The 13071-nt window shown below is 68.5% G+C and carries 11 protein-coding genes; 7 read left to right on the top strand and 4 right to left on the bottom strand.

Features of this window, described 5'->3' with window-relative positions:
- Positions 1 to 248 precede the first annotated feature (248 nt).
- The 3 genes from BMZ45_RS07870 to BMZ45_RS07860 all read left to right on the top strand — a co-directional run bounded on the left by BMZ45_RS07870 (position 249) and on the right by BMZ45_RS07860 (position 5506).
- A complete protein-coding gene (locus tag BMZ45_RS07870; protein ID WP_091634756.1) occupies positions 249 to 1181 on the top strand; it encodes a hypothetical protein in 933 nt (310 codons plus the stop codon).
- A 141-nt stretch (positions 1182 to 1322) separates the two neighbouring features.
- Positions 1323 to 3872, top strand: a complete 2550-nt coding sequence (locus tag BMZ45_RS07865) for an MAC/perforin domain-containing protein (RefSeq protein WP_091634754.1) — start codon at positions 1323 to 1325, stop codon at positions 3870 to 3872.
- A gap of 176 nt (positions 3873 to 4048) precedes the next feature.
- Positions 4049 to 5506, top strand: coding sequence for a hypothetical protein (locus BMZ45_RS07860; protein ID WP_139215436.1), 1458 nt, complete (start codon positions 4049 to 4051; stop codon positions 5504 to 5506).
- A 1-nt stretch (position 5507) separates the two neighbouring features.
- On the opposite strand, the gene BMZ45_RS07855 is transcribed toward BMZ45_RS07860, so the two are convergent.
- The gene (locus BMZ45_RS07855; protein WP_091634749.1) at positions 5508 to 6350 is read right to left on the bottom strand and encodes an alpha/beta hydrolase; all 843 of its coding nucleotides are present in this window, start codon (positions 6348 to 6350) and stop codon (positions 5508 to 5510) included.
- Between the two features lie 186 nt (positions 6351 to 6536).
- Between BMZ45_RS07855 and BMZ45_RS07850 the strand changes: the two genes are divergently transcribed.
- Positions 6537 to 7397: a restriction endonuclease gene (locus BMZ45_RS07850; protein ID WP_175488984.1), complete on the top strand. Its 861-nt coding sequence runs from the start codon at positions 6537 to 6539 to the stop codon at positions 7395 to 7397.
- Between the two features lie 42 nt (positions 7398 to 7439).
- On the top strand, positions 7440 to 8375 hold the full coding sequence (locus BMZ45_RS07845) for a lipase family protein (RefSeq protein ID WP_091634744.1): 936 nt from the start codon (positions 7440 to 7442) through the stop codon (positions 8373 to 8375).
- 111 nt (positions 8376 to 8486) lie between these two features.
- Here BMZ45_RS07845 and BMZ45_RS07840 read toward each other — a convergent pair whose 3' ends face one another.
- The 3 genes from BMZ45_RS07840 to BMZ45_RS07830 form a co-directional block, all read right to left on the bottom strand.
- Complete coding sequence (locus BMZ45_RS07840) at positions 8487 to 8996, bottom strand: hypothetical protein (protein WP_091634741.1); 510 nt, start codon at positions 8994 to 8996, stop codon at positions 8487 to 8489.
- A 202-nt stretch (positions 8997 to 9198) separates the two neighbouring features.
- On the bottom strand, positions 9199 to 10245 hold the full coding sequence (locus tag BMZ45_RS07835) for a pyridoxal-phosphate dependent enzyme (RefSeq protein WP_091634739.1): 1047 nt from the start codon (positions 10243 to 10245) through the stop codon (positions 9199 to 9201).
- 112 nt (positions 10246 to 10357) lie between these two features.
- Positions 10358 to 10834, bottom strand: a complete 477-nt coding sequence (locus BMZ45_RS07830; RefSeq protein WP_091634736.1) for an Lrp/AsnC family transcriptional regulator — start codon at positions 10832 to 10834, stop codon at positions 10358 to 10360.
- A gap of 116 nt (positions 10835 to 10950) precedes the next feature.
- Here BMZ45_RS07830 and BMZ45_RS07825 point away from each other — a divergent pair, with 116 nt between their 5' ends.
- Positions 10951 to 12423 (top strand): M20/M25/M40 family metallo-hydrolase, encoded by a 1473-nt coding sequence (locus tag BMZ45_RS07825; RefSeq protein ID WP_091634733.1) that lies wholly within the window; start codon positions 10951 to 10953, stop codon positions 12421 to 12423.
- Complete coding sequence (locus BMZ45_RS07820; RefSeq protein ID WP_091634730.1) at positions 12423 to 13040, top strand: glutathione S-transferase family protein; 618 nt, start codon at positions 12423 to 12425, stop codon at positions 13038 to 13040. The genes BMZ45_RS07825 and BMZ45_RS07820 overlap by 1 nt, the downstream gene beginning before the upstream one ends.
- The last annotated feature ends 31 nt before the right edge of the window (positions 13041 to 13071 follow it).

Here is a 13071-nt window from a genome sequence, read left to right as displayed (position 1 = left end):
AGACCGGAGCCAACGAACTTCAGCGTGCTGCGAAACATGAGAGCCCTCCCCAGGGTGTCAGTTCGATCACAACGAAAGCCGGATCGGATGATGGTGAACCTGCGGGACAGGGTTTGGGTATTGCACCTATGGGCAAGGCCGTGCTCTTGGACGCTCGCAATGAGCTTCATTTGCGCGTGATTGCCGCCTTTCGGTAGCGCCACCCGCCGCGTAGCATGAGGCTGCTAGATCCAAGGGGAGAGAGGAACATGATTTCCAGAGCGCGGGCGCTGGCCGTGCCGGCACTGCTTTTCGCCGCGGTTTCCGGCCTGGCCCAGGGGCAGGACAAGCCGGCCGTGCTCATGTTCGATGCTTCCGTAAGCTACGTCGCGGGCGCGCGCGGACGAGTCGGCTTCGATCGGCTTCCGGCCGAAGGCGAGCTCGCTGTCTGGGTGGAGGAGGGAGGTCGCAGGGGCGATATAGCGGCCACGGTGCTGGGCGGCCTGGCGGGTGGTGCGATGGGTGCGGCGGCCGGCGCCGGTTATGCCGAAGGACGCATGCAGGCGCTGCGTAACGATTCCATCGCCGGACTGCGTCGCGCGATGGAACGCGACGACAGACTGCGGCAACGTATGGAAGAAGCGCTACGCGCATCGATGCAGGCCAATGGCTATGCCGTGAGCCGGACGGTACAGGTCCCGACTCTCCGGCAGGGCGCGGTGTCACGGGTGCTCAGCAAGCCCGCGGACGGTGTTTGCGTTGCCGTGCAGACGTACCCGGCCGCTCATCTGGTCACGCTCAGCTGGGACGACCGCCATTTGCTGTTGTCCCTGGATGTCCGCTTCTACAGGCATAACGGCAGCGAGCGTATGCCGATACGCGAGGTGAGGCGGCGCTCGGTTCGCTTCGTCGGCCAGGGCGCGCCCGCGGGCGTCGATGCCTTGGCTTACTGGTCGGACCACGACGGTGCTGCATTCATCGCTCAGCTCGAATCGGGCCTGCAGCAGCTACTGCCGATGGTGTGGGACGAGACGCTCGAGGTGCCTCAGGTTCCCGGCAAGGAGGTGGCGCGCCTGCAGGTAGGCGGAACGGTCCGGACTTTTCCCGGCCGCGTATGGAAGCAGGAGGGCGGTTACGCCTATCTCTACAACAAGGATGGCGGCATCACCGTCGTCTCCACGCAGGCGCTTCCGGCCGGATGACGTCTGGCGTCTGAACCGGCTGCGCCAAGACGGCGCGGCTATGGGCATCGTCGCAGTTCACGCCCGCGGCGGCGCGACGTTCGTAACTGAAGAGGTGCGCAATCGCGCACCGCCGCTTCAGTCACGAATCGAGCGATTTCCATGCCCACTCCCGCCAAGAAGACCGACGAAGCCCAGCTCGAGGATTACCTCAAGTCGTTGGGCCTGAAGAACCAGATCAAGGTCATCAAGGCCTACGGCATCGATTCGCTGGAGTTTCTCAAGGCGGTCTGCGCCAATTCGGCCGAGCGCAAGGGATTGGCGCAGCAGATCCGCGGCGACAATCCGGATGGGCCGGCACGGATCGCGGCTGGCATCGTCGAGAAGCTGACCGCCAAGCAAGTGCAGACGCGCATCGACCAGTTGGCCAGCGAGACCGAGGAATCCGGCAGCGCGAACTTCGACCAGAAGAAGCAGCAGCTGGCCGACGCGATCGAGGCGGTCGAGAAGCTGCGCAAGGAGACCGCCGACGCGGCCGCCGCCGACCGCGAGGCCGCGACCAAGCAGGCTCAGGCACAGCTCGATCGGATCCTGGCCAAGGTCAACGCCAAGGACCTGCTCAAGGGCGGCGAGACCAGCTTCGCGACCATCGCCAGCGCCACCGCGCTGATGGAACGCATCCAGGAGGGCCTGCAGAGCAAGATCGCCGACAGCCTCAACGGTTACCTCGATCAGCGCCCGCGCAGCACAGCCGAACTGCTGGAGGAGAACCAGCTGCTGCGCGGCTACTGCGCCAGCGCGGCCGGTCTGGCGCGCGCCAGCGGTTCCAATCTGCTCGACATGGCCGCGCTGCTGGGCAAGCCGGCGCCTATCCAGACCCAGGATTTCGAGTTCAGCAGCGAGGCCGCCTACAGCGAGGCCTCGCAACAGTTCGAGACCTCGGCCAGCTCCTACGCCACCGCCAACAGCGCGCGCGGCGCGATGTTCATGGGTACCGGCATCGGCGCGGCCAGCCTGATGGTGCAGTACGCGACTGCCGGCCAGCGCCAGCGGGACGAGGCCGCGATGAAGCGCTCGCAGAAGGCGACCAAGCTGCGCGTGCACTACCAATGGGCGCCGCAGGCGACCCTGACCCTGCCCAGCAACCGCTTCGCGCTGAGCGAGGACGCGCTGGATGCCCTGCGCGCGATCGAGGCCGCGCCGCCCGCACAGAAGGCCGCGGCGGCGGCCGAGTTCCTGCGCAGCTTCGGCAGCCATGTGTTCTGCACCGCGGTGCTGGGCGGCTGGTACAAGCACGTGGCCAAGGCCAGCTGCAGTTCCTCCGAACAGATGAGGACCCTGGACGAAGCCCTGTCCACGGCGACCAACTGGGCGGTTTCGGCGTCGGCGTCCTACGTGGGCCTGAGCGGCGCGGGCTCGGTGTCGAGCGCGCATGCCGGCGGCGTCAGCGCCGCGCGCGCGACCTCGACCGCGATGTCGTGCGTGGTCAAGGAGCAGCAGGTGTCGGTGGCGACCAGCGTGTTCGGCGGCCTGCCGGAGCTGCCCAGCGACCTGTGGCTGACCAGCGTCAAGGCCAACGCGCATTGGCAGGTGATCGACCGCAGCGACGAACAGCCGGTGTGGAAGATCGTGGGCCTGCTGTCGGCGAAGACGCTGGGCTTCGATCGAAAGGCCATGGCCGAGCTGCTGGAGCGGGCCTGGGTCAACGAGGTGTTCATCCCCTCGATCGCCGACGCCAAGGTGCGCGAGGCGATGCGGCCGAAGGCGCTGGCGAGCGCCGCCGCGCTGACCGAGGCGTTGCTGGCGCTGACCCGGCCGCCGGCCATGCGGCTGACGGTGATCCAGCGCCGCTGGGACCAGGCCGAGCAGCACTTCGGCAAGGAGGTCGCGTTGCCCAAAGGCTACAAGATCCTCGCCGGCGGCGTGTCCGCGGTGACCCAGGCGGCCGGCAACTTCGTCGTCGCCAGCTATCCCAAAGTCAGCGGGCAGGGCGCGGATCAGCGTTGGAGCTGGTGTGCGCGCATGAAGGACATCAAGCATGTGTCCAAAGTCCGGCATGCGCTCACCATCGTGGCCTTGCACGACCCCGACGACGTCTGGGACGTGCAGGTCTTCGTCAAGGAGGCGACCGCGCACCAGACCCTGCACGAGATCACGCTGCAACCGCCGGGCGACTTCCTGCTGACCGGCTGCGGCGGCGAGGTCGACGTGTTCTCGATGGCCGCGCTGAAGGCCTGCGGCTTCGCCCAGCTGGACGGCAAGCCGCCTGCCGCGAGCGAGCGCCGATGCCAGGTGGTGGTGCGAACGACCGATCTGGTGCTGGCCTGCCCGCACACGGCCAAGGCCTATGCGATCGGCGTACGCGCGCGCGCCGGCACCGCCCTGGACGCCGACTACCAGTACCACCGCTTCGGCGCCACCAGCAATCACGACCACACCGTCACTCATGCGCTGCATCCGGGCGGTGACGAGAGCAAGCGCAGCGTGATGATCGCCGGTGGCGCCTGCCTGACCGACGCCGACATGCATCACGGTCTGACCGGTTCGCGCCCGGTGGTCTCCGATGCCTGGCGTGGCGGCGCGGCTCAGGTTTATGGCTGGCTGGCGACCAGCAAGGATCACGAGATCAAGCAGACCAGCGCGATGACCCTGTACACGCTGGGGCTGTCGAACGTCGACATCGTGTGGGAGGCGGAACCCGCGGGCGGCTGACGGCTCGGAACGAAGCAGTGCCGGTGGCGCGGAGCGCCGGGCAACCCGGCATTCTGGCCGGCGTCGGCGCGCGCCGCATCGCCGAAAACGGGTAGGACGCGCGCGCTCGCGTGCGTCGTCGCGGCGCTATCCTGGCGCGCAAACGGGGCCAGCCCGGCGCGATCAAGGACGAAGCCGTGAACGACGAACGCAGCGGTCGTGAGGAGGTGGAGCTGCGGCCCGCGGACGCCAACCTGCAGGCTTACCGCGCCGAGGCGAAACGCTTGTTCGAGCGCGACATCCTGCCGCGCTGGGTCGCGGCCGACAACGTCTGGCGCAGCGCCTGGGCGATGGACAGCATCCTCGACTATTTCCTGGTCAGCGGTGCCGACAGCGCGCCCTACGGCGACGCCGCGCTGGAAGCGCTGGACCCGACCCGGCTGGGCAACTGGTGGGACGACTTCGGTTGGATCGGCATCGCCGCGCTGCGTGCCGCCGAGCAGGGTTTCGCGCCGCAAAGCCGCGACGATTTCCTCAAGATCGCGATCAACGCCTGGGCTTACATGTACGGCCCGGGCTGGTCCACGCAGGCCGGTGCCGCGATCTATCCGTTCCGGGACTTGCCGGGCTGGGCGACCTTCGCCAGTGAGCACGCGAACAACATCGGCGCGCCCAACGTCGGCAAGCGCATCGGCCAGACGCGTCCGAATCCGCCGCCGCCGTTGCCGCCGAATGCGTGGATGATGCCGCGCCGGATTCCCGGCGGCGCGTGGAACTCGCCGATCACCTTGGACGCCTACCCGGACCCGGTGCCGACGCGCCAGACCGATTGGTGGCGCAGCTACCTCAACCCGGTGCAGAACACCGTCACCAACGGTTTGTATGCGCTGTTGAGCCTGCGCCTGCATCGCGCCTCGCAGAACCCCGCGTTCGCGCAGGTGTTCCGCGCCAGCAACTTGAACACCTCGGCCTGCAGGGTCGCCTGGACCGAACAGATCGGCTGGTTCAACCAATGGATGATCGGCACGCCACAGGCCGACCAATCCTTGCTGATGTCCTTGCCGTCGGGTGCGCTGGTGCGCGAGCGCGTGTCCACGTTCCAGCCGGTCGGGCCGAATGCACAGCTCTACTGGGATGCGATGTACCGCAGCAGCCTGGCCTGGACCGGCGACCAGGGCCTACTGCTGGGCGCCTTGCGCGAGGCGCAGGCGGTCTGGCCCGGCGGTGTCGCGCCGCCCAAGGTGCTGAGCCTGTATCCGGCCTTGATCGAGGGCGTGTTCAGGAACGCCTACCAGCCGCGCCGCTACGGCTCGGTGTCCGGCAGTTTTCCGATGCCCTGGCTGGACACGTCCTCGCCCAGCCCGTACTACGCGCCGTCGCCCGGCAACGACGACGGCGACTACCAGACCGGCGTGGGCGTGTTCATGCGCTATTTGCTGCAGGCTTGGCGCGCCAAGCCGACCCTGGTACTGGCTTATCGTCCGCAGATTCTGGCCAACGCCGATGCCATCGTGCAGCCCGGCTTCGGCGAGCAAGCGTATCCGGGCGGCGCTTGCGACGCGTTCACGCCGAGGCAGGGCAGCGTCGCCGATACGATGACGGCTTACGTCAATCGGTTGTCGGTGCTGGTGCTGGCGATCGAGATGGGCCGCTGACTTAGCGGGTGGATCGCAGCGACGCCAGGAAGGCTTCCACCTTGGCGGTGTAGTCGCCCGGCAAACCGAGGTCGGCATTGATCTGCGCATGATTCAGGTCCACCCGCAGCACCTCGGCGCGCCCACCCAATTCGCTGGCGCGGCGGGCGAAGGCGTCGGCCTGCACGCAGGACAGGCGACGCTGGCTGGAGCACACCAGCAGCATCGGCGCGGGTGCGGCGCGCAGGCGCAGCGTGGGCGAAGCCCGGCGCCAGTAGTCCGGTTCGCGGCCGAAGGCCTGGTCGTACAACGGCAGGTGCGGCCGACGCATCAGCGCGTCCACATCGTAAGCGGCGCTGTCCAGGGCCACCGTGCCGCGCCAGGCTTGGGCGCCCTGGGCGCGCGCGATGTCCGGTGCGGCGGCGAGCAGGGCGACCAGATGCGCGCCGGCGGAATGGCCCATCAGCACCACCTGCGCCGGGTCGCCGCCCCAGCGCGGCGCTGTGCGTTGCACATAGGCCAGGGCGCGCGCCACGTCTTCGGCCTGGCTCAACGGATCGGCCCCTGGCAGCAGGCGGTAATCGATGGAGACGAATATTCTGCCGTTGGCCAGGGAACGCTCGGCCTTGTGGCCGACCACGCCGCGCGCGTCCTTGCTGCCGATCCGCCAGCCGCCGCCGTGAACCATCACGACGATCGGCGCCTTGCGCGCCCGCGCCGGACGGTACACGTCCAAGCGGTGGGCGGGATCGGGGCCGTAGCTGAGATCGGGCAGGTCGGCGCGCGGAGGGCCGGCGGCGGAGGCGGTGGCGACCGCGACGAGCAATAAGGCTAGCGTGGCCAGACGGATCGGGCTGAGGCGCATGGTGATCGGGTCCTGGGGCTTTGCTCGTCCAACGCGCCGCCGGGCGCTCGGATGACAAAACGCCACGGGGCTGCGCACCCAGCTTGCGGTACTGACCAGCAACGGACGCGGCGGCGCGATACTCTGGACGGGCGGATGCGGCTCTATGCCCGTCGGCATGCACGGATGCGGTCCGAGAGGGGGCTCATGAGCGGACTCAAGCCAGTAACGCAACGCTATAGCGACGCCTTGTCCCGCTTGCGATGGGACCAGTTCGAGGCCTTGCTGGCGGCGTACTACCGTGGCCAAGGCTATCTGGTCGATCACGTGGGCACGGGCGCTACCGGTGCCCGTTTCGACGGCGGCATCGATCTCAAATTGCGTCGCGACGACGCCTACCTTCTAGTCCAGTGCAAGCACTGGAACGCCAATCAGGTCACCCATAATGCGGTGCACGAGCTGCTGGGCCTGATGATCAACGAGGGCGCCACCGGTGCGATCCTGATATCCAGCGGGGAGTTCACGCGCGCCGCGCGGGACGCGGCCATGCGTCAAGGGCATGTGCAATTGATCGATGGCGTGGCCCTGCGCCCGATGTTGGCGCCATTGCTGGAAGCCGCGACCCTCTTGTCGACGCAGGCTGGCGCGTCGTCGCCCGACTCCGCTGGCGGCTGGGGCGATGATCCGGTCGCGGCGTTGTCCGGGCCGCCATCGCCGCGTACTCCATTGCGGGTACGTAGCGGATCGGTGCCGCGCCAGAGCAATGCAGGCTGGTGGATCGTAGCCGTGGTGGGCACTCTGGTTTTCGTGCTGCTGGTGCGTCTGTTGCTGGGGCGCACGGAGTGGAGCGCCGGGCCTAGCGTCGAGCCGTCCGAGCGCCAGTCCGAGGCCAGCGCGCCAGCCGAACCGATAGCGGAATCCGAACCGGTGGTCATCGAGTGGCCGGCCGAGCAGGGTGCGCCGCCCGTGGAAGCCCCGAAGCCGCAAACCGAGGCCGAGCTGCGCGAATCGCAACGCAAGGCCGACGAGGCCATGAAGGTCATCGAAGCCACGACTCCGGAAATGTAATCGCCCGATTTTCGCCACTACCCCATCACAAGGACGGATGCCGTGAACCAGAGCCTCAGTACCCCGACCCAGCCCACGCTCGACGACAGCCTCACGATCGCGCTGGCCATCGCCTCCAAGGCCGCTTACGACTACTACAGCGGCACGCCGTTCACCTCGCCGCAGGGCTACGATCAGATCGATGCCTGGACCGGCTGGGACGCGTTCCTGTTCACCGGTTCGGAGGAGAAGTACGGCCTGGTGTTCCAGTCCATCCTGGACCCCGGGACTTTCATCTTCGCGTTCCGCGGCACCGACTCGGACATGGATGCGTACGAGGACGTGCATTTCCTGACCGAGGACTTCGTGCCCAGCCGCGGCGGCATCATTCCCGCGCCGCGTGTGGCCTCGGGGTTTTACGGCATCTACGACGGCAGGGGCGACGGCATGAGCCAGTCGATGCGCGAGCAGCTGTTCTCGCTGATCGACCAGTACCAGCCCCAGCAGCTCTACGTCACCGGGCACAGCTTGGGCGCGGCATTGAGCCAATTGTTCAGCCTGGACCTGGCGATCAGTCAGCCGATCGCATCGACCAACATCAACTTCTCCAGCCCGATGGTCGGAGTCGACAGCTGGCAGGCCGCTTACAACGGCATGATCCCGGCCAGCGGCAGCATCCGCGTCTACAACTATTGGGACTACGTGCCCTCGCTGCCGCCGTCGGATGTCGGTTATGCAGCGGTCGGCAGCGGCTTCCGTACCGCGTTCTACGTGCAGGGCGAGTGGTACCCGCATGTGCTGTCGCGCCATTCCATCGTCAATCTGACCACGGTGTTGAGCCACGCCCTGACGCAGAGCCCGCAGCAATGGGCCGGCACCTTCGCGGATTATGTGGACGCGTCGCTGACCATGGTCAGCACGGCGCCGCCGATGGGTGCGGATGTGCCGTGGGCCGATCGCGTCGGCGGTTACATGGCCTCGGAGAGCGCTCTGCGCTGATGTCGCACTCGTCGGCGGCCAGGGTGTTCGCCAGGGCCGCACGAGGAAACGGCTACGCAGCAAGGGCGGCCTCGCCGCCACCCTTGCTGCGAGCCTTACTGCGAGGAGCGCTTACGGCAGCGGCGTGCCCTGATCGGCGATCGCCAGCCACTTGCCGCGATCGTAGGTATAGGTGACGCCGGTGAGCGCGCGCGAGCGGAAGCCGATGCGCGGGATCTCGTACACGGTTTCGTACAGGATGAAGGCGGAGCTGCAGCCGTCGACCACGCGATAGCGTTCGGTCCAGCTCCAGCGGGCTTCGCGGTTGCCGAAGTGGCCGGTGAAGGCGTTCATGATCGCGTCGATGCCGATCAGGGTGGTGCCGCTGCCGAACACCGTGATCGCGCGCTCGTCGTGCACGGCGCGGAAGGTTTCGGCGTCGTAGTCGCGGAAGGATTCCATGTCCATGCGCTGGGCGACTTCGAACTGGCGGGCGCAGATGCGGGTGATGATGTTGTCCTTCCAGTCCATGCCGACGTGCTGGGCATCGCCGGCGACCGCGCTGGCGGATGAGCACAGGGTGATCAGCGTGGCGGCGGCGAGGGTCGACAGCGGGCCGGTGCGGAACGTGCGGGTCTTCATCGTGGGTACCTCCTTGTGGTGGACAGGGCGGACCTTAGGCCGGCTGCCGGCCGACTTGGAGTGCCAATTACCCTGCGGCGGAGAGGGCCAATTCGCCGGCCACGGGCTGCGTGCGCCGCGCGGCCGACAGAAGCGATCCGAATCGGAGGCACGATCTGTGCGCGGCGTCTCGAGCTCGCGCCGAAGTAAGCGCCGCCGACCTTCAGTCCCGCGGTTGTTCGGTGGCGATCAGCAGGATCGTGCTTGCGGCGGACAGGCCGTGCGCGCTGCGGGTGCGGTCGTCGACCGTGGCTTGCAGCAACCCGGCCAGGCCGGCGGCGCCGGAAGAACTGGTGCGCGGGCCGCCATGTTCATGCAGGCACGCGATCGCGTTGACCAAGGCCGACTCGTCGACGGCGATGGCGGCCGCACCGTGGCCTCGCAGCACGCGCAGGGCGGGCGCCGACGCCAGGCCGCAGGAGAGCATTTCGGCGCTGGTGCGCAGGTCGCCGGGGATGCGCGACGGCGCGCCTTGCGACAGCGCATGCGCCACGCAGGCGGCCGCCTCGGGTTCCACCACGACCAGGCCCGCGGGCTGCGCGAGACGGTCGTGCAGCCCTTGCGCCATCGCCGCGGCCAGGCCGCCGACGCCGGCCTGGACGAAGGCGTGACTGATGCGGCCATCGCCGTGCTCGTGCAACTGCGCGCGCAGCTCGTCGACCAGCAGGCCGTAACCGGCCATCACATCGCGCACGACCGGGTCGTCGGGATCTTCGCTGGTGTCGGCGATCAGCAAGCCGTCGCCGCGCGCGGCCGCGACCTGGGCCGCATCGACGGCGTCGTCGTAAGTGCCGTAGACGCGCACCACCTCGGCGCCCAGGCGGGCGATGCGGCGGGCGCGGCTGGCGTCTACGTCGGCAGGCAGATAGACCGTGGCGCCGGCGCCCGCGCGCGCGGCCGCGGCGGCCACGGCCAGGCCGTGATTGCCGTCGCTGGCGCAGATCAGGCGATAGGCGCGGACCGCGCGCCTGCGCGTCTCGAGCTCTTGCAGCGATGCGGCGCCAATCGCGCGCGCGAGCGCGCGCAGGCCGGCGTACATGCCGCCCAAGGCCTTGAAGTTGCCCAGCGGACGTTCGCCTTCGCACTTCACCAGCACCTGGGCGACGCCGGTGCGACGGGCGAGGGCGGGCAAGGCGATCAGCGGGGTGGGGCGATAGTCGTCCCAGAGTTCGGCGATGTTCCAGTGGGCGGCAGCGGTGTCGGCATTCATGACTGCAGTGTGCGCGTCGCGCCTGCGGCCTGGCCGCGTTGTGGGGGCGCGGATGCGGGAAAAACGCGCGTAGGCCTGCGAGTACGCGAAAATCCGGCGCCGCGCCGGGGCTTCATTCGTCTTCGTCCAAGGGTATCGGTATGGTCAGCCCGCGCTTGACCACGCCCAGGGCGACATTGGTGGTGAAGCGCTTCACGTTGGGGTTGTCGCCGACCAGGCGCGCCATCAGCGCGTCGTAGGTTTCGGTATCGGGCGCGGTGATGATCAGGACGAAGTCGGCTTCGCCGGTGACGTAGAAGGCCTGCTGCACGTGTTCCTGCGCTGCCAGCCATTGCCGCAACTGGGCCAGCAATTCGGGACGCTCGCGCTCGACCTGCAGCGAGACCACGAAGAACGTCGGGCGTCCGACTTTCCTGGGATCGACCACCGCCGCGTCGCGCACGATCACGCCTTGCTCGCGCAGGCGACGCAGCCGGCGCTGCACCGCCGACGGCGACAGGAACACTTGTTCGGCCAGGCGCTCGGCGGTCTGGCCGGCGTCCTCCTGGACCAGGTTCAGGAGTTGGCGATCGAATCGGTCTAGGGACATGCGGAGCTCCGGAGCTTGCCGACAACGCGGAAAAAAAGCGCTGGACGCCATCGGTTTGCGGCCAAACCGCCAGGTTGCGCTCCTAGGATGCTAGCTCCAAAACACAGACCCGGGCCATGGATTTCTCCGCATTGCACCGTTTCATCGAGCGCCGCTGGCAGGACGACCTGCTGCCGGTGCTGACCGACTACATCGCCATTCCCTGCCAGTCGCCCGCGTTCGAGCCGGACTGGGCCGAGCGCGGCCACATGCAGCGCGCGGTGACGCTGATGACCGACTGGGCGCGCGCGCGCCTGGCGGACGTACCCGGCGCGCGCGTGGAGGTAGTGACGCTGCCGGGACGCACGCCGGTGATCTACATCGAGATTCCAGGCGAAGGCGCGGCGCCGGTGCTGATCTACGGGCATCTGGACAAGCAGCCGCCGATGTCGGGCTGGACCCAGGGGCGCGAGGCCTGGACGCCGTCGCTGGAAGGCGAACGGCTGTACGGTCGCGGCGGCGCCGACGACGGTTACGCGATCTTCGCCGCGATCCTGGCGATCCAGGCCTTACGCGATCAGGGACTGGCGCATGCGGCCTGCACGGTCCTGATCGAGGCCTGCGAAGAATCCGGCAGCGGCGATCTGCCTCACTACGTCGAACACCTGGCGCCGCGCATGGGGGCGCCCGCCGTGGTGATCGCCCTGGACGCCGGTTGCGGCAACTACGAGCAGCTGTGGCTGACCACGTCCCTGCGCGGCCAGGTTGCCGGCGCGCTGAGCGTGCGCGTGCTGGAGGAGGGCGTGCATTCGGGCGATGCCTCGGGTGTGGTGGCGTCGTCGTTCCGGATCGCGCGCATGCTGCTGTCGCGTCTGGAGGATCCCGACAGCGGCGAGATCGTCGGTGAGTTCCATGCCGCGATTCCACCCTCGCGCCGCGCGCAGGCGCACATCGCCGCGAGTGCGCTGGGCGACGGCCTGCACGCGCAGCTGCCGCTGTTGCCGGGGATGCGCCCCGTACATACCGACTCCGCCGAAGTCCTGCTCAATCGCGCATGGCGGCCGCAACTGGCGATCACCGGCGTGGACGGTCTGCCCGCGGTGGCGGACGCGGCAGCGGTCATGCAGCCGGCGACCACGCTGAAACTCAGCCTGCGCTTGCCGCCGACGCTGGATGCGCACAACGCCGCGGTGCGGCTGCAGACGCTGCTGGAGTCGGAGCCGCCCTACGGCAGCGAGGTCGCCTTCCGCATCGACATGGTGTCGCAGGGCTGGCATGCGCCGGAGACCGCGGACTGGCTGGAGGCGAGTCTGGAGCGTGCGTCGCAGGCCCACTTCGGCGCCGGCCTGGCCCTGATCGGCGGCGGTGGCGGCATCCCATTCCTGGCGATGCTGGGCCAGCGCTTTCCCTCCGCGCAGTTCGTGGTGACCGGCGTGCTCGGCCCGCAATCGAACGCGCACGGCCCCAACGAGTTTCTGCATCTTCCGACCGCGCAACGCATCACCGCCGTGGTCGCGCGGCTGTTGCACGATGCGCGCCTGGCCCCGGTCGGCGATGCGGCGTCCGCCGAGCGCGCTCGGATGCTCCCCCTGACTTCCGGAGTCCTGTGATGAAGCTGCTCTACCAAACCCACTCCCCGTACGCGCGCAAGGCGCTGGTGTTCGCCCACGAGGCCGGCATCGCCGATCGCATCGAGGTCGTGCACCACGAAACCAGCCCGACCTTGCGCAACGAGGAGGTCTACGCGGAAAACCCCTTGGGCAAGGTGCCGGTGTTGTTGCGCCCCGGTCTGCCGGCCTTGTTCGACTCCGACGTGATCTGCGCTTATCTGGACACGGTGCACGCCGGTCCACGCCTGATCCCGGACCAGGGCGAGGCGCGCTGGCAGGCGCTGCGCGTGCAGGCGATCGCGCAGGGCCTGGGCGATGCCGGCATCAAGGTGCGTTGGGAAACGGTGCGGCGGCCGGAGGCGTTGCGCTATCCGGCCCTGCGCGAAGGCTATACCGAGAAGCTGGTCGCCAGCTACGACTGGCTGGAAAGCGAGCTCGATACCGACGGCGCCCTTCACGTCGGTCACATCGCGCTGGCGACGGTGCTGAGTTGGCTGGAGTTTCGCGCCTTGCCGGACTTCCGCGCCGGGCGCCCGCGTTTGAGCGCCTGGTTCGATGCGTTCGAGACGCGGCCGTCGATGCGGGCGACGCCGTTGTCGGGCGAGACCCACGACTGAGTCGTGCGCGGGGGCAGGGCGGTCGTCTGGC

This window comes from Lysobacter sp. cf310, from assembly GCF_900114355.1.
Classification (GTDB): domain Bacteria; phylum Pseudomonadota; class Gammaproteobacteria; order Xanthomonadales; family Xanthomonadaceae; genus Lysobacter.
Note: the sequence above shows the minus strand (reverse complement) of the source record. Positions and strands in the feature narration are given on the sequence as shown.